General features: G+C 71.2%; 18 protein-coding genes. 3 read left to right on the plus strand and 15 right to left on the minus strand.

The window, feature by feature from the left end:
* Positions 1 to 77 precede the first annotated feature (77 nt).
* Positions 78 to 1,763, plus strand: coding sequence for an alkaline phosphatase D family protein (locus AMK11_RS01430; protein ID WP_073721922.1), 1,686 nt, complete (start codon positions 78 to 80; stop codon positions 1,761 to 1,763).
* Here AMK11_RS01430 and AMK11_RS01435 read toward each other — a convergent pair.
* Positions 1,748 to 2,401, minus strand: coding sequence for a dienelactone hydrolase family protein (locus AMK11_RS01435; RefSeq protein ID WP_073721924.1), 654 nt, complete (start codon positions 2,399 to 2,401; stop codon positions 1,748 to 1,750). The two genes, AMK11_RS01430 and AMK11_RS01435, sit on opposite strands and share 16 nt — an antisense overlap.
* A gap of 60 nt (positions 2,402 to 2,461) precedes the next feature.
* On the opposite strand from AMK11_RS01435, the gene AMK11_RS01440 reads away from it, so the two are divergent.
* Positions 2,462 to 3,586, plus strand: a complete 1,125-nt coding sequence (locus tag AMK11_RS01440) for a mechanosensitive ion channel family protein (RefSeq protein WP_073721926.1) — start codon at positions 2,462 to 2,464, stop codon at positions 3,584 to 3,586.
* 321 nt (positions 3,587 to 3,907) lie between these two features.
* Here AMK11_RS01440 and AMK11_RS01445 read toward each other — a convergent pair whose 3' ends face one another.
* The 5 genes from AMK11_RS01445 to AMK11_RS01465 all read right to left on the minus strand — a co-directional run bounded on the left by AMK11_RS01445 (position 3,908) and on the right by AMK11_RS01465 (position 8,452).
* Positions 3,908 to 5,494 (minus strand): Na+/H+ antiporter, encoded by a 1,587-nt coding sequence (locus AMK11_RS01445; RefSeq protein WP_073723838.1) that lies wholly within the window; start codon positions 5,492 to 5,494, stop codon positions 3,908 to 3,910.
* Positions 5,495 to 5,583: 89 nt separating this feature from the next.
* On the minus strand, positions 5,584 to 6,066 hold the full coding sequence (locus tag AMK11_RS01450) for a GNAT family N-acetyltransferase (protein WP_073721928.1): 483 nt from the start codon (positions 6,064 to 6,066) through the stop codon (positions 5,584 to 5,586).
* The gene (locus AMK11_RS01455) at positions 6,063 to 7,007 is read right to left on the minus strand and encodes an RluA family pseudouridine synthase (RefSeq protein WP_073723840.1); all 945 of its coding nucleotides are present in this window, start codon (positions 7,005 to 7,007) and stop codon (positions 6,063 to 6,065) included. The genes AMK11_RS01450 and AMK11_RS01455 overlap by 4 nt, the downstream gene beginning before the upstream one ends.
* A gap of 44 nt (positions 7,008 to 7,051) precedes the next feature.
* Positions 7,052 to 7,648, minus strand: coding sequence for a signal peptidase II (gene lspA / locus AMK11_RS01460; RefSeq protein ID WP_073721930.1), 597 nt, complete (start codon positions 7,646 to 7,648; stop codon positions 7,052 to 7,054).
* Between the two features lie 90 nt (positions 7,649 to 7,738).
* Complete coding sequence (locus AMK11_RS01465; RefSeq protein ID WP_073721932.1) at positions 7,739 to 8,452, minus strand: TraR/DksA family transcriptional regulator; 714 nt, start codon at positions 8,450 to 8,452, stop codon at positions 7,739 to 7,741.
* A gap of 559 nt (positions 8,453 to 9,011) precedes the next feature.
* On the opposite strand from AMK11_RS01465, the gene ileS reads away from it, so the two are divergent.
* Complete coding sequence (ileS, locus tag AMK11_RS01475; RefSeq protein ID WP_073721964.1) at positions 9,012 to 12,158, plus strand: isoleucine--tRNA ligase; 3,147 nt, start codon at positions 9,012 to 9,014, stop codon at positions 12,156 to 12,158.
* 269 nt (positions 12,159 to 12,427) lie between these two features.
* Here ileS and divIVA read toward each other — a convergent pair whose 3' ends face one another.
* The 9 genes from divIVA to ftsW form a co-directional block, all read right to left on the minus strand.
* On the minus strand, positions 12,428 to 13,609 hold the full coding sequence (divIVA, locus tag AMK11_RS01480; RefSeq protein WP_073721966.1) for an apical growth/hyphal branching protein DivIVA: 1,182 nt from the start codon (positions 13,607 to 13,609) through the stop codon (positions 12,428 to 12,430).
* 55 nt (positions 13,610 to 13,664) lie between these two features.
* On the minus strand, positions 13,665 to 13,949 hold the full coding sequence (locus AMK11_RS01485; protein ID WP_019328007.1) for a YggT family protein: 285 nt from the start codon (positions 13,947 to 13,949) through the stop codon (positions 13,665 to 13,667).
* Positions 13,950 to 14,029: 80 nt separating this feature from the next.
* Positions 14,030 to 14,671 carry a cell division protein SepF gene (gene sepF, locus AMK11_RS01490; protein WP_073721968.1) on the minus strand — a complete coding sequence of 214 codons (642 nt, stop codon included), beginning with the start codon at positions 14,669 to 14,671 and terminating at the stop codon, positions 14,030 to 14,032.
* Between the two features lie 129 nt (positions 14,672 to 14,800).
* Positions 14,801 to 15,520 (minus strand): YggS family pyridoxal phosphate-dependent enzyme, encoded by a 720-nt coding sequence (locus AMK11_RS01495; RefSeq protein ID WP_073721970.1) that lies wholly within the window; start codon positions 15,518 to 15,520, stop codon positions 14,801 to 14,803.
* 6 nt (positions 15,521 to 15,526) lie between these two features.
* A complete protein-coding gene (pgeF, locus tag AMK11_RS01500; RefSeq protein WP_073721972.1) occupies positions 15,527 to 16,255 on the minus strand; it encodes a peptidoglycan editing factor PgeF in 729 nt (242 codons plus the stop codon).
* Entirely contained in the window at positions 16,252 to 17,460 is a 1,209-nt protein-coding gene (gene ftsZ, locus AMK11_RS01505; RefSeq protein ID WP_043373968.1) for a cell division protein FtsZ, read from the minus strand. The genes pgeF and ftsZ overlap by 4 nt, the downstream gene beginning before the upstream one ends.
* Positions 17,461 to 17,747: 287 nt before the next feature.
* Positions 17,748 to 18,542, minus strand: a complete 795-nt coding sequence (gene ftsQ, locus AMK11_RS01515; RefSeq protein ID WP_073721976.1) for a cell division protein FtsQ — start codon at positions 18,540 to 18,542, stop codon at positions 17,748 to 17,750.
* Between the two features lie 25 nt (positions 18,543 to 18,567).
* Positions 18,568 to 19,662 (minus strand): undecaprenyldiphospho-muramoylpentapeptide beta-N-acetylglucosaminyltransferase, encoded by a 1,095-nt coding sequence (gene murG / locus AMK11_RS01520; RefSeq protein WP_073721978.1) that lies wholly within the window; start codon positions 19,660 to 19,662, stop codon positions 18,568 to 18,570.
* A 6-nt stretch (positions 19,663 to 19,668) separates the two neighbouring features.
* A complete protein-coding gene (gene ftsW / locus AMK11_RS01525; RefSeq protein ID WP_073721980.1) occupies positions 19,669 to 21,039 on the minus strand; it encodes a putative lipid II flippase FtsW in 1,371 nt (456 codons plus the stop codon).
* Positions 21,040 to 21,069 lie beyond the last annotated feature (30 nt).

Raw genomic sequence — 21,069 nt, forward strand, 5'->3', positions numbered from 1 at the left:
GTACGCACGTCGACGAGCGGGCGAACTTTTGCGAGTTCGCCCGCTCGGGCGCATACCGATCAGTAACCTGATCGTCCGTGACCAGTCGACACAGATCATCCGAGACCAACGTCCCGTCGTCCGCCGAACGCACGGGCACCCGTTCACCGAGCCGCCGTACGGTCGTCAAGGCCGCGGCGGCCGGCGCCGTTCTGGCGGCCCCGCTCGCCGCCGCCCTGCCGGCCGGTGCCGCCGGCGCCGCCCCCGCCTTCCTGCACGGCGTCGCCTCCGGCGATCCGCTGCCCGACGGCGTCCTGCTGTGGACCAGGGTGACGCCGGTCCCCGGGGCCGTGCCGGGCTCCGGAACCGGCCCCGACACCGAGGTGAGCTGGGTCGTCGCCGAGGACAAGGACTTCACGAACGTCGTCGCCAAGGGCTCGGTCACCGCGACGGCCGCCTCCGACCACACCGTGAAGGCCGACGTCCGGGGCCTGGCGCCCGCCACGGACTACTGGTTCCGCTTCTCCGCCGGCCCCACCGACTCCCCCGCCGCCCGCACCCGCACCGCCCCCGCGGCCGGCGCCGCGGTGCCGGGCCTGCGCTTCGGCGTGGTCTCCTGCGCCAACTGGGAGGCCGGCCACTTCTCCTCGTACCGCCATCTCGCGGCCCGCGGCGACCTGGACGCCTGGCTGCACCTGGGCGACTACATCTACGAGTACGGCACCGGCGAGTACGGCACCCGCGACACCGTCGTACGGCCGCACGCGCCCGCCCACGAGATCCTCACCCTCGCCGACTACCGCGTCCGGCACGGCCGTTACAAGACCGACCCCGACCTGCAGGCGCTGCACGCCGCCGCGCCGGTCGTGGCGATATGGGACGACCACGAGATCGCCAACGACACCTGGTCGGGCGGCGCCGAGAACCACACGGAGGGCGCCGAGGGGGCCTGGGCGGCACGCCGGGCCGCCGGCAAGCAGGCCTACTTCGAGTGGATGCCGGTCCGCCCCGCGATCGCCGGCACCACCTACCGCAAGCTGCGCTTCGGCAAGCTGGCCGACCTGTCGCTGCTGGACCTGCGCTCCTTCCGCTCCCAGCAGGTGGCGCTCGGCAACGGGGAGGTCGACGACCCGGACCGCAGCATCACTGGCCGCGCCCAGATGGACTGGCTGAAGTCCTCACTGGCCTCCTCCGACACCACCTGGCGGCTGGTGGGCAACCCGGTGATGATCTCGCCGTTCGCCATCGGCTCGATCCCCGCCTGGCTGCTGAAGCCGCTGGCCGAGCTGCTGGGGCTGCCCAAGGAGGGCCTGGCCCTCAACACCGACCAGTGGGACGGCTACACCGACGACCGCCGCGAGCTGCTGGCCCACCTGCGCGCGAACGCCGTCCGCAACACGGTCTTCCTGACCGGCGACATCCACATGTCCTGGGCCAACGACGTGCCGCACAACGCCGCCACATACCCGCTGTCCGCCTCGGCCGCCACGGAGTTCGTCGTCACCTCGGTGACCTCCGACAACCTCGACGACATCGTGAAGGTCCCCGAGGGCACCGTCTCGGCGGTCGCGGCGCCGGTGATCCGGGCCGCCAACCGGCACGTGCACTGGGTCGACACCGACCGGCACGGCTACGGCGTGCTGGACGTCACGGCGGAGCGGACGCAGATGGACTACTACGTCGTCTCCGACCGCACCGACCCGGACGCCACGTCGAAGTGGGCCCGTTCGTACCGCACGCGCAGCGGCACGCAGCGGGTGGAGCGGGTCTACTCGCCCGTCTGAGCCCCGGTCTCCGCCCCGGTCTCCTGGAGCGAGTCGAGGAAGCCGAGGGCCACCCGCCAGGTGGCCTCGGCGGCCTCCGCGTCGTAGTCCGGCAGCTCGGGGTCGGTGTAGAGGTGGCCTGCTCCGGCGTATCTGTGCACCTCGACGTCGGCGCCGATGCGGCCCATCTGGAGATACCAGGCGCTGAGCCAGTCGTCGGTCTCGAAGGCGTCCGGCTCGGCGACGTGCAGCTGGACCGGCAGCTCGTCGACCGAGGCATTGGGCGCGATGTCCGACGTGCCGTGCAGCAGGAGCAGGCCGCGCGCCCGGTGGTCGCCGAGGGCGAGGGTCTGGGCGATCGAGGCGCCGAGCGAGAAGCCCGCGTACACCAGTCCCCGCTCGGAGTAGGGCGCCGCGGCCAGCACCGCGCGCTTGAGCAGCTCCTCCCGGCCGATCCCGTCCTGGTGGGCCATGCCCTCCTCGACCGTGTCGAAGGTACGGCCCTCGAAGAGGTCCGGGGTCCACACCTGGTGCCCGGCGTCGCGCAGCCGGTCGGCGGCCTGCCGGACCGCGGGCCTCGGGCCGAGGGTCGAGTGAAAGAGCACGATGTTCATGAGGCCATGGTGCCAGCCGGGTGTGACAACGCGTTCGGCGGCGATGCCCGGGGCGGGACGGAAGTCACAGGTTCACCGCCCGGCGGGTCCGGTTACGTTCGAGGGATGGAGACGATACTCCGCCCGCTGACCGTGGTCGGCGGCTCGATCCTGCTGACCCTCGTCATCGGATGGGCCACCGACCTGCTGCTGCGCAAGGCCGACGCGCGGCATCCCGAGACGCCCCTGTGGGGGCTGCTGCGCCGTGCCCGCATCCCGTACCAGGTCATGCTGTGCGCCGCGCTGCTGAGAGGGTCGTACGTCGAGGCACAGGTGTTCCCCGAGCACCGGTCGGCGGTCGGCCGGGTGCTGACGCTGCTGCTGATCGGTTCGGTGGCCTGGCTGGTGACCCGGATCGCCGCCGCGGTCGTCGAGACGTCGTACTCCCGCTACGCCCACGCGCACGCCCAGCGCAACCCCGCCCGGGTGCGGCGGGTGCGGACCCAGGTGTCGCTGATCATGCGGGTGGTCACGGCGGTCGTCGGTGTGGTCGCCGTGTCGGCGATGCTGCTGACGTTCCCGGCGATGCGCGCGGCGGGTGCCTCGCTGCTGGCCTCGGCCGGCATCCTCGGCATCGTCGCCGGTGTGGCCGCCCAGTCCACGCTCAGCAACATGTTCGCCGGGTTCCAGATCGCCTTCGGCGACATGGTGCGCATGGGCGACACCGTGGTGGTGGACGGCGAGTGGGGCACGGTCGAGGAGATCACGCTCACGTTCCTGACCGTGCGGACCTGGGACGAACGGCGGATCACGATGCCGGTGTCGTACTTCACGTCCAAGCCGTTCGAGAACTGGTCGCGCGGCACCCCGCAGATGACCGGGACCGTCTACTGGCACCTGGACCACACGGCGCCCCTCGACGCGATGCGCGAGCGGCTGCGCGACATCCTGCGCGAGTGCCCCGCCTGGGACGGCCGCGACTACAACCTGACTGTCACGGACACCACCCCGAACACCATGCAGGTGCGGGCCCTGGTGACCGCGAAGGACGCGGACGACATCTGGACGGTACGGGTCACGGTGCGCGAGGGGATGATCCGCTGGCTGGCCGACGAGCACCCGTACGCGCTGCCCCGCATCAACACCTCCGACGCGGCCCTGCGCCCGTCCGCCGACGGCGTCCACCGCCCCCGCCGCTCCCCCGACGGCAGCCCCCGCCGCTTCCCGGAACAGCCGGCGAAAAGCCTGTGAACTCCGGCCCGGAGCGACGGGCCGCACCGGGCCCGCGGGTCACACCCGGACCGACGGAACGAGCCCCGGACCGACAGAACACACCGGACCGACGGACCGCACCAGACCGACGGGCCACGCCCGGGCCGGGCGTAACGGGCCCGGGGCCGACGGGCCGGGCCATGTCCGGCCCGGCGACACGGTCACCGGCCCGGCCCGGCTCGCCCCGCCCGAGGGCACAGGATCTACGGGCCCGGACACCACTGCCGCCCGGTCGCACGCCGCCTCCACTCCCGCCCTCCCGCCCGGCGCCCGCGGCGCCGCCGCCCGTGAGGACCGGCCTCACCTCATGCTGCGCACGTCCAGGTGGCGCAGTACCCGGTCGACGATCTCCGGGTCCGCGCCGGGTTCGCTGCGGGCGGCCAGCACCTCGTGGCGGGCCGCGCTCAGCATCTCGCCCTGGATGCGGCGGATCCGCTTCACCCGGCGGGCCCGCTGCTCCTGGGCCGCGCGCCGCTCCTCGTCGCCGACGTCGGGACTGATCCGCAGCCCGATGTCGAAGGCCCGCCGCAGCATCTGCTCGGACAGTTCCTCCGGCAGTTCCTCGACCGACTCGATCTCCCTGAGCCGTTGCCTGGCCGCCTTGGCCGCCCGGACGGCCAGTTCCTTCTCGTACCGCTTCTCCCGTTCGGTGTCCGCGCGGACCCCGAGGCGGCTCACCAGCCACGGCAGCGTCAGGCCCTGCAGCAGCAGCGTGACCATGATCACGCCGAAGGCGATGAAGACGATCTCCTCGCGGTGCGGGAAGGCGGAGCCGTCGTCCGTCTCCAGCGGGATCGCGAGCGCCAGCGCGACCGAGGCGACGCCGCGCATCCCCGACCACCACATGACGACGGTCTCCCGCCAGGAAGTGGGGATGTCCTCGTCCTGGTCGCGCCTGCGGTGCAGCCGCTGGGTCAGCCAGGTGGCCGGCAGCAGCCACAGCAGCCGTACGAGGATCACCACGCCCACGACGGCAGCGGACCAGCCGAGCAGTTCGGTCCAGCGTCCGGAGGCCGTGCGGAGGGCGTTGTGCAGTTCCAGGCCGACCAGTCCGAAGGCGACGCCGGTGACGAGCGTGTCGACGACGTCCCAGACGGTGTGTCCGGCGAGCCGGCTCATCACGTCGTCGGCGTCGAAGGCGTACTCGGCGAGGAACATCGCGGTGGTGAGCACCGCCAGCACCCCGGAGCCGTGCAGCTCCTCGGCCAGCACGTACGCCACGTAGGGCACCAGCAGCGTCATGCCGATCTGCAGCGTGGCGTCGCCCAGCAGGCTCAGCAGCTTGTTGGTGGCCCAGCCCAGCGCGAGGCCGACCGCGACGGCGACGACGGCGGACAGCACCAGGTCGAGCCCGGCCCGCCACGGCGAGAAGGTGCCGCCGACGGCGGCGGCGATGGCCACGTGGTAGAGGACGATGGCCGTCACGTCGTTGAACAGCCCCTCGCCCTCCAGGATGGACACCAGGCGGCGCGGCAGCCCCAGTTGGCCGGCGACTGCGGTGGCCGCGACCGGGTCGGGCGGCGCCACCAGCGCCCCCAGCGCGAAGGCGGCGGCGACGGGCAGGCCCGGCACGATCGCGTGGGCGACCGCGGCGACGCAGGTCATGGTGACGAAGACCAGCGCCACGGCCAGCAGGAAGATCGGCCGCTTGTTGGCCGCGAACTGCCGCCAGGACGTGCGCCGTACGGCCGCGTAGAGGAGCGGCGGCAGCAGCGCGGGCAGGATGAGCTCGGGCGGGATGTCGACGTTGGGCACGAAGTCGAGCAGCGCCAGGACGATCCCGAGGACCGTCATCAGCACCGGCGCCGGCAGCCCCAGGCGCGCGCCGAGCGGGACGCTCAGCAGGGCCCCGAGCAGCAGCACGAACAACAGGCCCAACTGATCCACGGTCACCGCTCCGGTGGGGTCTCGGCGTCACACGGCGGACCTCAAGCCTGTCACGTCACCGGCCCCGCCGGCCCGTACGGCACCTCCCGCTACAGGGCGCGCCGCATCGCGCGGTGGGGTATCCCGGCGTCGGCGAACTCGGGTCCGTACGCCTCGTACCCCAGTCGCTCGTAGAAACCCAGGGCGTGGGTCTGCGCGTGCAGGTCCACCGCGGTGAGTCCGCGCGCGCGGGCCGCCTCCTCGACGGCCCGCACCAGGGCGGCTCCGACGCCCAGGCCGCGGGCGTCCCGGGTCACCGCGAGCCGGCCCAGGGAGCCCACGGCCGCCTCGCCGCCGGTCTTCGCCGCGGCGGCCTCGCCGTGCAGCAGCCGGCCGGTGCCCAGCGGAACGCCGTCCGCCCGCACCGCGAGGACGTGCACGGCGACGGCGTCGTACGCGTCGTACTCGATGTCCTCGGGGACCTGCTGCTCGGCGACGAAGACCTCCTTGCGCACGGCGAAGCACATCTCGAGGTCGGCGGGGTCCTCGGCGACGCGTATCCCGTACGACGGCGGCTGCGACGTCGCGGTCATGCGTAGGTCTCCTCGCGGACCCGGTCCAGGGCCTGCTGGAGGTCCTCGGGGTAGTCGCTGGCGAACTCGGCCCAGTCACCGGTGCCGGGGTGCTCGAAGCCGAGGCGTACGGCGTGCAGCCACTGGCGGGTCAGCCGCAGGCGCTTGGCGAGGGTCGGGTCGGCGCCGTAGGTCAGGTCGCCGACGCAGGGGTGGCGGTGGGCGGCCATGTGGACGCGGATCTGGTGGGTGCGGCCGGTCTCCAGCTTCACGTCGAGCAGGGAGGCGGCGCGGAAGGCCTCGATCAGGTCGTAGTGCGTGACGGAGGGCTTGCCCTCGGCGGTCACGGCCCACTTGTAGTCGTGCTGCGGGTGGCGGCCGATGGGGGCGTCGATGGTGCCGCTGGTCGGGTCGGGGTGGCCCTGCACGAGCGTGTGGTAGCGCTTGTCGACCGTGCGCTCCTTGAACTGGCGCTTGAGCGAGGTGTACGCCCGCTCCGACTTGGCGACCACCATCAGGCCGGAGGTGCCCACGTCGAGGCGGTGCACGATGCCCTGGCGCTCGGCGGCGCCGGAGGTGGAGATGCGGTAGCCGGCGGCGGCGAGTCCGCCGATGACGGTCGGGCCGCTCCAGCCCGGCGACGGGTGGGCGGCGACGCCGACCGGCTTGACGATCACCACGACGTCCTCGTCGTCGTGCACGATCTCCATGCCCTCGACGGGCTCGGCGACCACCTGGACCGGCGCGGGCGCCTGCGGCATCTCGACCTCGAGCCAGGCGCCGCCGTGGACGCGCTCGGACTTGCCGACCACCGATCCGTCGACCTGCACCTTGCCCGCCGCGGCGAGCTCCGCGGCCTTGGTACGGGAGAAGCCGAACATGCGGGAGATGGCGGCGTCGACGCGCTCGCCCTCCAGGCCGTCGGGCACGGGCAGGGTACGGATCTCGGGAATCGTGCTCACCCCGTCGAGTATGCCGGACGGGTCCGACACTCCCGAACGCGCGCTCAGTCCTTGTGGACGGTCCCGTCCGGGTCCAGGCCCCGGAAGGACAGGATCACGATCAGGATGCCGCCGCACACGATCGCCGAGTCGGCGAGGTTGAAGACCGCGAAGTGCTTGGGCGCGATGAAGTCCACGACCGCGCCCTCGAAGACGCCGGGCGAGCGGAAGATCCGGTCGGTGAGGTTGCCGAGCGCGCCGCCGAGCAGCATGCCGAGCGCGATCGCCCACGGCAGGCTGTAGAGCTTGCGGGCGAGGCGTGCGATCACGACGATCACGATCGCCGCGATCACCGTGAAGATCACGGTGAAAGCCTCGCCGAAGCCGAACGCGGCGCCCGCGTTGCGGATCGCGACGAACCGCAGCCAGTCCCCGAAGATCTCGATCGGCTCCTGGTGCTCCAGTTCGGCGACCACGATCATCTTGCTGACCAGGTCGAGGAGGTACGCGAACGCGGCGACCGCGAACAGCACGGCGATCCGCCGCTTGCCCCGGGGACGCTCCGGGGCCGCCTGCTCCTGTTCGGCATCGGGCCGCTCCTGCCCGTCCCCCGCCGCGTCCGGGGTGTCCGGCGTACCGATGATGCGCTCCGCCTCTGCCACGTGAGTCCCTCAGCCTAGGTACCTGACTGAGGACGAGGGTACGGCACGCCTCGGCTCCCGGCTGCGGCTCAGTACCCGATCAGTGCCCGATCAGTACCGCCGCTCCTGCTTCTGCTTGCACTCGACGCACAGGGTCGCCCTCGGGAAGGCCTGCATGCGCGCCTTGCCGATGGGGTTGCCGCAGTTCTCGCACAGGCCGTAGGTGCCCGCGTCCAGGCGTTCCAGGGCGCGCTCGGTCTGGGTGAGCACCTCCCGCGCGGTGGCCGCCAGCGCCAGTTCGTGCTCGCGCGTGATGTTCTTGCTCCCGGTGTCCGCCTCGTCGTCGCCCGCGCCGTCGCCGGAGTCCCGCATCATGCCCTGGAGCGAGCGCTCGGAGGAGTCGATCTCGGTGCGCAGCCGGTCGGCCTCGGACTGGAGCTCCCCGCGCGCCTCCTCGACCTCTTCCGGGGTCCAGGGTTCCTCGCCGGGACGTACCGCGAGGTCGCCGGGGTCGGCGGCGGTGCCGCGCGCCTTGGGAACGGCGGTCTTGGCCGCCGTGGCCGTGCCAGGAGTCTTCTTCGCAACCACCGTCGTGGCTCCCGTCTGCTCCGCGGCCTGCGCCGCGCCCACCTTCTCGGACGTACTCTTCTTCGCCGCGGTCTTCTTCGCCGCGCTCTTCGTGCTCTTCTCGGCCGCGGCCTTCTTGGCCGTGCTCTTCTTGGCGGTCGTCTTCTCGGCGGCTGCCTTCTTGGCCGTCGTCTTCTTGGCGGCGGTCTTCTCCGCAGCCGGCTCCGGCTGCTCCTGGGCGGTCTTCTTCGCCACCATGGCCGCGGCCCCTTCACATATTGTGATCTTGCTCGCGAATCGTGCTGGGACGATAAATCGACTCGGGTCCCGCGGCAACGGGGCACGCCGCCCGATTCGCCCGCCCACCGCGCGCCGCGCGGCGAGCATGCATGCGTTGTGCCCAGCTCCCCGCCCGGTAATCCGCCGGACAGGGGCCCGGCCGGGCCCACGGGGACCGAACGCCCGGCGGCGGCATTCGGGTCACCGCCCTCCGTACGAAAACCGGTCGGCCGCTGTCCGCGGGGCGCCGTACACTGGGCGGAGCGAAAAGCTTGGATGGGGACGAGTAGCGGAGTAGGCAGCCCAGAGCGACCCGGGGACGGTGTGAGCCCGGGGGCGAGCGCGACGTGAAGATCACCCCGGAGCCGCCGGAAGAAAGCCCTGGCAGAAGCGCCAGGGCGAGTAGAACCGGCTCGCGACCCCAATGAGGGGGCCGGCCGGCGCACACGACGCACCGGGCGGCCAAGGAGGGTGGTACCGCGGGAGCACGGCTCTCGTCCCTCCGACGGAAGGCAGCACGTCCGCCGGAGGAAGCTCGTTGAATACGCAGCCGCAGTACCGCCAGGTGCCCGCCCAGGTCGACCTGCCCGCGCTCGAACACGCGGTGCTCGACTTCTGGCGTGAGCAGAAGATCTTCGCCAAGAGCCTGGAGCAGTCCGAGGGCCGCCCCGAGTGGGTGTTCTACGAGGGCCCGCCCACCGCCAACGGCATGCCCGGCGCCCACCACATCGAGGCGCGCGTCTTCAAGGACGTCTTCCCCCGCTTCCGCACCATGCGCGGCTACCACGTGGGCCGCAAGGCCGGCTGGGACTGCCACGGCCTCCCGGTCGAGCTGGCGGTGGAGAAGGAGCTGGGCTTCTCCGGCAAGCAGGACATCGAGGCGTACGGCATCGCCGAGTTCAACGCCAAGTGCCGCGAGTCGGTGACCCGCCACACGGACGCCTTCGAAGAGCTCACGACCCGCATGGGCTACTGGGCCGACCTGCAGAACCCGTACCGCACGATGGACCCGGAGTACATCGAGTCCGTCTGGTGGTCGCTGAAGGAGATCTTCGGCAAGGGCCTGCTGGTCCAGGACCACCGCGTCGCCCCCTGGTGCCCCCGCTGCGGCACCGGCCTGTCCGACCACGAGCTGGCCCAGGGCTACGAGACGGTCGTCGACCCGTCCGTCTACGTCCGCTTCCCGCTGACCTCCGGCCCGCTCGCCGGCGAGGCCGCGCTGCTGATCTGGACGACCACGCCCTGGACGCTGGTCTCCAACACGGCGGTGGCGGCCCATCCCGAGGTCACCTACGTCGTCGCCACGAACGGCGAGGAGAAGCTCGTCGTCGCCGAGCCGCTGGTGGAGAAGGCCCTCGGCGAGGGCTGGGAGACCACCGGCCAGTCCTTCACCGGCGCCGAGATGGAGCGCTGGACGTACCAGCGGCCCTTCGAGCTCGTCGAGTTCCCCGAGCCGGCGCACTACGTCGTCAACGCCGACTACGTCACCACCGAGGACGGCACCGGTCTGGTCCACCAGTCCCCCGCCTTCGGTGAGGACGACCTCAAGGTCTGCCGCTCCTACGGCCTGCCCGTGGTCAACCCGGTCCGCCCGGACGGCACCTTCGAGGAGGACCTTCCGCTGGTCGGCGGCGTCTTCTTCAAGAAGGCCGACGAGCAGCTGACCGAGGACCTGGACACCCGGGGCCTGCTCTTCAAGCACATCCCCTACGAGCACAGCTACCCGCACTGCTGGCGCTGCCACACCGCGCTGCTGTACTACGCGCAGCCGTCCTGGTACATCCGCACCACGGAGATCAAGGACCGCCTCCTCGCGGAGAACGAGGGCACCAACTGGTTCCCCGACTCGGTCAAGCACGGCCGGTACGGCGACTGGCTCAACAACAACATCGACTGGGCGCTCTCCCGAAACCGCTACTGGGGCACCCCGCTGCCGATCTGGCGCTGCGAGGACGACCACCTCACCTGCGTCGGCTCCCGCGCGGAGCTCACCGAGCTGTCCGGCACCGACCAGTCGGAGCTGGACCCGCACCGCCCGTACATCGACGACATCACCTTCACCTGCACCCACGAGGGCTGCTCCCTCGAAGCGGTGCGCGTGCCGGAGGTCATCGACGCCTGGTACGACTCGGGCTCGATGCCGTTCGCGCAGTGGGGCTACCCGTACAAGAACAAGGAGCTGTTCGAGGCCCGCTACCCGGCGCAGTTCATCTGCGAGGCCATCGACCAGACCCGCGGCTGGTTCTACACGCTGATGGCGGTCGGCACCCTGGTCTTCGACAAGTCGTCCTACGAGAACGTGGTCTGCCTCGGTCACATCCTCGCCGAGGACGGCCGCAAGATGTCCAAGCACCTGGGCAACATCCTGCAGCCGATCCCGCTGATGGACCAGCACGGCGCCGACGCCGTCCGCTGGTTCATGGCGGCCGGCGGTTCCCCGTGGGCGGCCCGCCGCGTCGGCCACGGCACCATCCAGGAGGTCGTCCGCAAGACGCTCCTCACCTACTGGAACACGGTCGCCTTCCAGGCCCTGTACGCCCGCACCACGGGCTGGGCGCCGAGCGCGGCCGACCCGGCCCCGGCCGACCGCCCGGTGCTGGACCGCTGGCTGCTGTCCGAGCTGCACGCGCTGACCGACCAGGTCACCCAGGCGCTGGACGCGTACGACACCCAGCGCGCCGGCAAGCTGCTGTCCGCGTTCGTCGACGACCTGTCCAACTGGTACGTCCGCCGCTCGCGCCGCCGCTTCTGGCAGGGCGACAAGGCCGCGCTGCGCACGCTGCACGAGGTCGTCGAGACGGTCACCAAGCTGATGGCCCCGCTGACGCCGTTCATCACCGAGCGGGTCTGGCAGGACCTGGTCGTGCCGGTCACCCCGGGCGCGCCGGAGTCGGTGCACCTGTCGTCGTGGCCGGAGGCCGACCTGTCGGCGATCGACCCCGAACTGTCCAAGCAGATGGTGCTGGTGCGCCGCCTGGTCGAGCTGGGCCGCGCCACGCGCGCCGAGTCGGGCGTCAAGACCCGCCAGCCGCTCAGCCGCGCGCTGATCGGCGTGACCGGCTTCGACGCCCTCTCCCCCGAGCTGCGCACGCAGATCACGGAGGAGCTGAACGTCGAGTCCCTCGCCTCGCTGAGCGAGGTCGGCGGCTCCCTGGTCGACACGACCGCGAAGGCCAACTTCCGGGCGCTGGGCAAGCGGTTCGGCAAGCGGGTCCAGGACGTGGCGAAGGCGGTCGCGGGCGCGGACGCCGCCTCGCTGTCCCTCGCGCTGCGCGAGGGCACGGCGTCGGTGGAGGTCGACGGTGAGACGATCACCCTCGCTCCGGACGAGGTGATCATCACGGAGACGCCGCGCGAGGGCTGGTCGGTCGCCTCCGACTCGGGCGCGACGGTGGCGCTGGACCTGGAGATCACGGAGGAGCTGCGCCGGGCCGGTCTGGCGCGGGACGCGATCCGGCTGATCCAGGAGGCCCGCAAGAACAGCGGACTGGACGTCGCGGACCGGATCGCGCTGCGATGGACGGCCACGGACGAGGCGACGGTCGCCGCGCTGACCGAGCACGCGGGTCTGATCTCCGACGAGGTCCTTGCGACGGACTTCGCGCGGGGCGAGGCGGACGACGCGTACGGAGAGCCGTTCACGGACGAGGGGCTGTCCCTGACGTTCCGGCTGCGCAAGCAGTAGCCCACGGAACAGCGATGAGGGGCCCGCATCCCTGGACGGGGATGCGGGCCCCTCTGCCGTAGCTGCGGGCAGTCGTGCCTCCCCCAGTGCCTGAACGGCCTGGGAGGTACCCCCAGGGGCGGCACGGGTGGGCGCAGCGGCACCCCGCAACGCCGGGCCGCGCCCCCTCGCCCAGCGCCAACAGCCCCGCACCGAACACAAGGGCGGGCCCCGGGTCAGAAACCCGGGGCCCGCCCTGAACGCTGCCGAAGGCTACGCCGTACTACAGATCAGTTGTCGTCCTCGTCGATCAGGAACCCGCGCATCGGCGACGGCGCCTGTCCCATCGGCGACGGCCCCTGCGGACGCACCGGCGCCATCGGCTGGGTCATCGCCGGCGACATCTGCTGCTGGCCGCCGTAGGACGGACCGTTCTGGCTCGGACCGCTGCCCATCGACTGGTTGCCGCCGTAGGACGGGGCGCTCGCGCCGGCCGGTGCCATCGAGGGCGCCGGGGACGGCGGAAGCGAGGCCGTCGCGGGCGTACGCGGCGGGGCGAGCGAGTCGTCCGCCTGGGTCTCCAGCTGACGCAGCTGCGACTCCAGGTACGACTTCAGTCGCGTCCGGTACTCGCGCTCGAAGCCGCGCAGGTCCTCGACCTTGCGCTCCAGCGTGGCGCGGGCGGACTCCAGGGAGCCCATCGCGACGCGGTGCTTCTCCTGCGCGTCCCGCTCCAGGGCGTCAGCCTTGGCACGGGCGTCCCGCTCCAGACCCTCGGCACGCGAACGCGCCTCGCCGACGATCTTGTTGGCCTCGGAACGAGCCTCGGCGATCGCCTGGTCGGCGGTCTGCTGGGCCAGTGAGAGGACACGCGCGGCGCTGTCGCCGCCGGGGCCGCCCTGACCGGGCATGCCGCCGGGACCACCAGGACCCTGCGGACCGCCCATGGGGCCGCCCATCGGGCCGCCGGGGCCCATCTGGCCCTGCATCGGACCGGGGCCGCCCTGGCCCATCGGTCCCGGACCCTGACCCATCGGGCCGGGGCCCTGCGGGCCACCCTGACCGCCGGGACCGGCGGGCAGCTGCGGGGCACCGCTCGGCAGCTGGGGCGGACCACCCATGGGGCCACCCATCTGCTGCTGCGGCGGGCCCGATATGCCGGCGGGCACCGGAGCGCCGGGACCTCGCATGCCCTGCTGGGGCATACCGCCCTGCTGCGGCGGGCCCTGCTGCTGCTGATGCTGCTGATCCTGCGGCGGTTCCGGTGGCTTGCGCATGTTCTGCTGGTTCTGCGCGGCCGCGCGCGTCGCCGCGGCCAGTTTGGCGCGCAGGTCCTCGTTCTCGCGGAGCAGTCGGGTCAGTTCGGCTTCGACCTCGTCGAGGAAGGCATCGACCTCGTCCTCGTCATAGCCTTCTCGGAGGCGGACGGTCGTGAACTGCTTGTTCCGCACGTCCTCGGGGGTCAACGGCATCTCTTCACCTCAACGTTGTCGTCGGCATTCGGCAAGCCCGTGTCTCTCTCATCGCTCACAGCCGGCTCACGATCGCGATCAGGATGTAGACGATGATCATCAGTACGAAGAAGGACAGGTCGAGCGCCACGCCCCCGAGACGCAGCGGCGGAATGAACCGCCGCAGAAGCTTCAGCGGTGGATCGGTGACAGTGTAGGTGGCCTCCAGAACGACCACCATCGCCTTGCCGGGTTGCCACGAGCGGGCGAACTGGAAGACGTAGTCCATGACCAACCGGAAGATGAGCACGATGAGGAAGCACATCAGCGCGATGTAGACGACATCCAGGACCACGCTCATGACCCTTGCTTCCCTCTCCCCTGAACCATCTCTCGGGCCCGTTGTCGGACCCGTGTCTTGCTCACTGCCGGTGTTGCGTCTCAGCTCTGGTTGAAGAACCCGCCCTCTGCGATGCGGGCCTTGTCCTCCGCCGTGACATCGACGTTAGCAGGAGACAGCAGGAACACCTTCTGCGTCACCCGCTCGATACTGCCGTGAAGACCAAACACCAAACCGGCCGCAAAGTCGACAAGTCGCTTCGCATCTGTGTCATCCATCTCAGTGAGATTCATGATCACCGGCGTGCCCTCACGGAAGTGTTCCCCGATGGTACGGGCCTCGTTGTAGGTCCGGGGGTGAAGTGTGGTGATCCGGTAGGGCTCTCGTTCGGACACGACCTTGGGCATGATGACCGGTGCGCTCTTTTCCAGGCTTGCGCGTTCTTGTGTGATGGATGCCACGGGCGCGATACGCGCCGGGCGGCCCGATTCCGCCCCGAGCGAAGCGGATCGGGAGACCGGCTCACGCGGCGCGGGCGGCTGGACGACTCGTACCTCTTCGTCCCTTTGGGGCTGATGTGAACCGTGCGGCTGGTGCGCCGGTTCGTGCCGCCGGTGGTCCCGCTCGGGCTCCGGGTCCAGTTCGGGTTCGAAGTCGTCGTCGGGGTCGAACCCCCGGCCGTCGTACCCATCGTCCTCCACGAGGCCGAGGTAGACCGCCATCTTGCGCATCGCGCCGGCCATGCTCTGAGTCCTCCGCTCTGTGGTGGATCGGCTGACGACTGCCAAGTGCCCGCCATCCACGAGGTCGTTGCGTCCGCCTTTCGGCGGTAATGACCATATTTTCTGCTGTGGTCCGACTTCTTGGCGACGTTACCCGAGCCTGGGGCGGACTCCGAGTACCGCAGTGCCGACGCGTACATGTGTCGCTCCGGCGGCCACGGCCTGTTCGAGGTCCGCACTCATCCCTGCGGAGACCATGTTCGCAGCCGGATGGGCTCGGCGCACGTAGGTCGACAAATCCATGAGGCGCTCGAACGCCGCCTGTTGGCGTCCCGCGTACTCCCCGGTGAGCGGCGCCACCGTCATCAGCCCGTCGAGCCGCAGCCCGTCGGCCCCGGCGACGAGGTCGGCCAACTCTTCGATTCCCCCGGGCGACACGCCGCCGCGGTCACCGCGCCCACCCTCCTCGGCGTCGAGGGCGACCTGGAGCAGGCAGCCCACCTCGCGCCCGGCCCGCACGGCCTCCTTCGACAGAGCTGTGACGAGCTTGGGACGGTCGACGGACTGCACGACATCCGCGTAACCGACCACCGAACGCACCTTGTTGGTCTGCAACTGACCCACGAAATGCCACGAAAGGGGCAGATCCGAGCATGCGGCGGCCTTGGGCGCGGCGTCCTGGTCACGGTTCTCGGCGACGTGGCGCACGCCGAGGTCCGCCAGGACGCGCACGTCGTCGGCGGGGTAGGTCTTGGTGACCACGATGAGGGTCACCTCGTCGCGGGGGCGGCCCGCGGCCGCACAGGCGGCGGCGATGCGCTCCTCCACTTTCGCCAGGTTTCCGGCGAGTTCCTGCTTACGGTCCGTCATGCCCCATCAGTCCAGCCAGACATAGCCCGCGAGCCGCCCGGTGGTGCGGTCGCGTCGGTACGAGAAGTGGTCCTTCGACTCCAGCGTGCACACCGGCGACTGCGCCCGGTCGCGCACCCCGAGGCGTTCGAGCTGTGCGTGCACCCCGGCGCTCACGTCGACCGCCGGTGTGCCCCAGCTCGTCTCGGCGTGCGCCGCCGGTTCGGCGGCGGCCACCTCGGCGCGCATCCGCTCGGGCACCTCGTAGCACCGGCCGCACACGGCGGGTCCGGTGCGGGCGGTGATGCGGGCGGGGTCGGCGCCGAGTTCGGTCATGGCGCGTACGGCGGCGGGTACGACCCCGGCGACCAGGCCGGGCCGGCCCGCGTGGGCCGCGGCGGCGACGCCGGCGACCGGGTCGGCCAGCAGGACGGGCACGCAGTCGGCGGTGAGGACGGCGAGGGCGAGACCGCGTTCGGCGGTGACGATCGCGTCGACCCGCGGGACCGGCGCGTCCCCCCAGGGACCGTCGACCACGGCGACGTCGGCGCCGTGCACCTGGTTCATCCAGACCACCCGGGCCGGGTCGACGCCCAGCGACTTGGCCGCGAGATCCCGGTTGGCCGTGACGGCGGCGGTGTCGTCACCGACCGCGCCGCCGAGGTTGAGCTCCTCGTACGGAACGGCGCTCACTCCGCCCCACCGGTCGGTGAAGCCGAAGTGCGCGCCGTTCACGGTGTCGCGCTGTCCTATCACTTCAAAAAGTCCGGCACGTCCAGTTCCTCGGCCGCGCTGTCCGAGTAGGTGCGGGACGGCGGGACCGGCGGCGGGGCGACCTGCGGCAGGTCGCTCACCGGCTCCGGCGCGGGGGCCGGCTCCGGCTCCTCCTTCGGCTTGACGCTGCCGAGCGAACCGAAGGACGGGCGGTTCTCGGGCTGCCGCACCGGGGTGGGCTCCTCGCGCTTGGCCGAGGAGGAGGCGCCGAGGACGTTGTCCCGCTGCTTGGACGGCGGCTGGCCCCCGTCGAAGCCGGCCGCGATCACGGTGACCCGCACCTCGTCGCCGAGGGCGTCGTCGATGACCGCGCCGAAGATGATGTTGGCCTCGGGGTGGGCGGCCTCGCTGACCAGCTGGGCGGCCTCGTTGATCTCGAACAGGCCGAGGTCGGAGCCGCCGGAGATCGAGAGCAGCACGCCCCGGGCACCGTCGATGGACGCCTCGAGCAGCGGCGAGGAGATCGCCATCTCGGCGGCGGCCACCGCGCGGTCGTCGCCGCGGGCCGAGCCGATGCCCATGAGGGCCGAACCGGCCTCGGACATGACCGACTTCACGTCCGCGAAGTCCAGGTTGATCAGGCCGGGAGTGGTGATGAGGTCGGTGATGCCCTGCACACCGGACAGCAGCACCTGGTCGGCGGACTTGAACGCGTCGAGCACGCTGACCTGGCGGTCCGAGATGGACAGCAGCCGGTCGTTGGGGATGACGATGAGGGTGTCGACCTCTTCGCGGAGCTCGGCGATGCCGTCCTCGGCCTGGTTGGCCCGGCGCCGTCCCTCGAAGGTGAACGGGCGGGTGACCACGCCGATGGTGAGGGCGCCGAGCGAGCGGGCGATGTTGGCCACGACGGGCGCGCCGCCGGTGCCGGTGCCGCCGCCTTCACCGGCTGTCACGAAGACCATGTCGGCCCCCTTGAGGACCTCCTCGATCTCCTCGCGGTGGTCCTCGGCGGCCTTGCGGCCGACGGCCGGGTTGGCTCCGGCGCCGAGTCCGCGGGTGAGTTCGCGGCCGACGTCGAGCTTGACGTCGGCGTCGCTCATCAACAGCGCCTGCGCGTCGGTGTTGATGGCGATGAACTCGACGCCCTTGAGACCGACCTCGATCATCCGGTTGATGGCATTGACACCACCGCCGCCGACACCGATGACTTTGATGACTGCGAGGTAGTTCTGCGGTGCTGCCACGTCGAAGGCCTCTCGCCTCGAGTTACGTGTCGCCGGCCACCGAGGCACTGATGCCCCCGCGACCCGACGACTGATGCCGATTGGGACGGTCCGTAGTGCCGACCCGAACCCTAACGCTGAAGTTTAGGGTTACCAGTGTGTCTGTTCCTTGGAGTCTTCTGAACAGGACACTAAGTCGACAAGTGGCGCACGTTCAACGAACACGCCGAACCTCCCGTTTTTCTTTTCACCCTATGTGATCAGCCGTAGCGCTGCCCAACCAGGGTGCTGGCCTGCACGTATACCCGTCAACTCCCTGATGACGCTGGCGCGGTGGGAACGCTCACGTCGAAGTGCCGCGCGTCGGGGGCCGCTTTCATCAGCGCGGTGAGCGCCCGGGCTTTCCGTTCGCCCTGCTCTCCACTGCCCCAGGCCACCGTCCGGTCGCCGCTCAGCTCGAGCGAGATGGCGTCGTAGGAACGGACCTTGACGGTCCGTACGTCCTCGGCGACCGCGTCCGGGAGACGGCCGGCCACCCCTACCGCCGCGCGCACCAGGCGGTCCTCGTCGAAGCGGCGCAGGCTCGCCGCGGCGTTGCCGGAACGGGCTAGGTCCAATTCCAGCTCGGGCACGCCTTTCGGGGCGCGGGAAACCGTGGCGAAACGGACGCCTTCATCGTCCACTTCCACGAACTTTCCGCCCTTTTGGACAATCAGAACCGGGGTACGCTCCGTCACTTTCAGCCCGATTCCGTGCGGCCAGGAACGCTCTACGCGAACTTCGTCGATGCGGGGCAATTCCCGGGCGAGCCGCGCCTCGATCGCCGCGGTGTCGACGGAGACGAGCGGGTCCCCGACCGGCACGTCGGCGGCCGCACGCACCTGCCCTGGCGTCAGAACACGGGTTCCGGAGACCGCCACGCGTTCCACGCGCGTCCAGTTCGAGCCGTAGAGCAGCCAGACGGTGCCGCCCGTGAGGAGTACCAGGACGACGGCCGCGACGACGACCGTGCGGAGGCGGGGCGGGCGCAGCCGCCGGGTCCGGGGCGGGCCGGACGACTCCTGCTGGCGTTCACCGCGTTCGGCGGTGGTCGGTCCGGCCACGCTCCCTGCCCTCCGTCAGACGTGTCTAGCGGTGTGCACGGGCGGCGATCGCCTCGTACACCATGCCGACGAGCAGGTCGTCGGCGTCCCGGCGGCCGAACTCGGCGGCGGCGCGGGACATCTCGTACAGCTTGTGCGGGTCGGCGAGCACGGGCAGGACGTCGTGCTGCACCCACTCGGGGGTGAGGTCCGCGTCGTCGACCAGCAGGCCGCCGCCGGCCTTGACCACCGGCTGGGCGTTGAGCCGCTGTTCGCCGTTGCCGATGGGCAGCGGGACGTAGGCGGCCGGGAGTCCGACGGCGGAGAGTTCGGCGACGGTCATCGCGCCCGCGCGGCAGAGCATCATGTCGGCAGCGGCGTACGCGAGGTCCATCCGGTCCAGGTAACTTACCGGGATGTACGGGGGCATACCCGGCATCTGCTGGACCTGCGGCAGTTCGTTCTTGGGGCCTACCGCGTGCAGGATCTGGATGCCGGCCTGCTGGAGCCGGGGCGCGACCTGCTGGATCACCTCGTTGAGGCGGCGGGCGCCCTGTGAGCCGCCGGTGACCAGCAGCGTGGGCAGGTTGGGGTCGAGCCCGAACATCGCGCGGGCCTCGGGGCGGGCGGCGGCCCGGTCGAGGGTGGCGATGGAGCGGCGCAGCGGGATGCCGATGTAGCGGGAGTTGCGCAGCTTGCTGTCGGGCGTGGACACGGCGACCTGGGCCGCGTACCGCGAACCGATCTTGTTGGCCAGGCCGGGGCGGGCGTTGGCCTCGTGGACGACGATCGGCACGCCGAGCCGCTTGGCAGCGAGGTAGCCGGGCAGGGCCACGTAGCCGCCGAAACCGACGACGGCGTCCGCCTTGGTGCGCTCCAGGATCTGCTCGGTCGCCTTGATGGTGCCGCGCAGCCGGCCCGGGACGGTGATCAGCTCGGGGGTGGGCTTGCGTGGCAGCGGTACGGCCGGGATCAGCGCCAGTTCGTACCCGCGCTCGGGTACGAGGCGGGTCTCGAGGCCGCGTTCCGTGCCCAGGGCCGTGATGCCCACGGTCGGATCCTGCCTGCGCAGGGCGTCCGCGAGGGCGAGCGCGGGCTCGATGTGGCCCGCGGTTCCTCCGCCGGCGAGTACGACATGCACCGAAATTCACCGCTCTCCGGACGAGCGCGCCTTCGAGGCACGCCGTCGCATCGTGTTCCAACTCCGGGGGTTCCGCTTGGACCCGGGACCCCTGGCCCCCCGCTTTCTACCAAAGCGGGGTTGCCGCAGCGCAAGCGCCGCCCGCGCACCGGGTTCGTCACGCGCGAAGGCGATCAGCAGACCGATGGCGAACATGGTCGGCAGCAGGGCGGAACCGCCGTAGGAGAACAGCGGGAGCGGAACACCGGCGATCGGGAGCAGCCCGAGGACCGCACCGATGTTGATCACGGCCTGGGCCGTGATCCAGGTGGTCACGCCTCCCGCGGCATACCTCACGAACGGGTCCTCCGTGCGTCCGGCCACGCGGATACCCGCATAGCCTAGAGCCGCGAAGAGGGCGAGCACCGACAGCGTCCCCGCCAGGCCCAGCTCCTCACCGGTGACGGCGAAGATGAAGTCCGTGTGCGCTTCGGGGAGTTGGCCCCATTTCTCCACACTGGCACCGAGCCCGGATCCGAACAGTCCGCCCGAGGCGAGGGCGTAGATACCGTGCACCGCCTGCCAGCACGCGTCGCCTGGGCCGGGGTCGGTGGCGCCGAGGCAGCCCAGCCGGGCCATGCGGTTGGGGCTGGTCTTGATGAGGATGAAGCCGAGCAGCACGGCGATCGACAGCACACCGGCGAACAGCCGGGTGGGCGCGCCCGCCAGCCACAGCAGGCCGAACAGGATCGCGGTCAGGATGATCGCCGTGCCCATGTCGCCGCCGATCATGATCAGCCCGAGCAGCATGAACGCGGCCGGCACCAGCGGCACCAGCATGTGCTTCCACTGGGTCAGCAGCTTCTTGTCCTGCTTGCGGGCGAGCAGGTCCGCGCCCCACAGTACGAGGGCGAGCTTGCCGAACTCGCTGGGCTGGATCTGGAAGGAGCCGCCGAGCGCGATCCAGTTCTGGTTGCCGTTGACCGCGACTCCTATCCCGGGGACCTGCACCAGGATCATCAGGACGACGGCACCGGCGAGGATCGGGTAGGCCAGCGCCCGGTGCAGCTTCACCGGCATCTTCATCGCGGCCACCAGCAGCCCGGCGCCGATCAGGGCGGCCAGGGCCTGCTTGCGGAAGAAGTACGACCCCGGCAGCGAGAGCTGGAGCGCGGTGATCTGGGAGGCCGAGTAGACCATGATCAGGCCGAGCACGGTGATCAGCGCACCGGCGCCGGAGATCAGGTAGTAGGCGGTCAGCGGCCGGTCCCAGGCGCGGCGCAGGCGTCGGTGGACGCGGAGCACGGGGTTGTCGCGCGGCTGCTTCGGGGCGGGAGGCCGTCCGGTGGCCCGCTGCACGGGCGGACGCCCGGTACGGCTCTGGGGACTACCGGGCATCACGGCCTCCGCTGTACGTCGGCATGGACC

Origin of the sequence: Streptomyces sp. CB02414 (assembly GCF_001905385.1) — a bacterium.
Classification (GTDB): domain Bacteria; phylum Actinomycetota; class Actinomycetes; order Streptomycetales; family Streptomycetaceae; genus Streptomyces.

What these genes read in the sequence shown, in the direction of transcription:
- AMK11_RS01450 (WP_073721928.1), bottom strand. Translation starts at nt 6,066, where the DNA reads ATGACCGCGACGTCGCAGCCGCCGTCGTACGGGATACGCGTCGCCGAG.
- AMK11_RS01485 (WP_019328007.1), bottom strand. Translation starts at nt 13,949, where the DNA reads ATGAGCGTGGTCCTGGATGTCGTCTACATCGCGCTGATGTGCTTCCTC.
- AMK11_RS01465 (WP_073721932.1), bottom strand. Translation starts at nt 8,452, where the DNA reads ATGGTGGCGAAGAAGACCGCCCAGGAGCAGCCGGAGCCGGCTGCGGAG.
- ftsW (WP_073721980.1), bottom strand. Translation starts at nt 21,039, where the DNA reads ATGCCCGGTAGTCCCCAGAGCCGTACCGGGCGTCCGCCCGTGCAGCGG.
- sepF (WP_073721968.1), bottom strand. Translation starts at nt 14,671, where the DNA reads ATGGCCGGCGCGATGCGCAAGATGGCGGTCTACCTCGGCCTCGTGGAG.
- divIVA (WP_073721966.1), bottom strand. Translation starts at nt 13,609, where the DNA reads ATGCCGTTGACCCCCGAGGACGTGCGGAACAAGCAGTTCACGACCGTC.
- AMK11_RS01440 (WP_073721926.1), top strand. Translation starts at nt 2,462, where the DNA reads ATGGAGACGATACTCCGCCCGCTGACCGTGGTCGGCGGCTCGATCCTG.
- AMK11_RS01495 (WP_073721970.1), bottom strand. Translation starts at nt 15,520, where the DNA reads ATGACGGACCGTAAGCAGGAACTCGCCGGAAACCTGGCGAAAGTGGAG.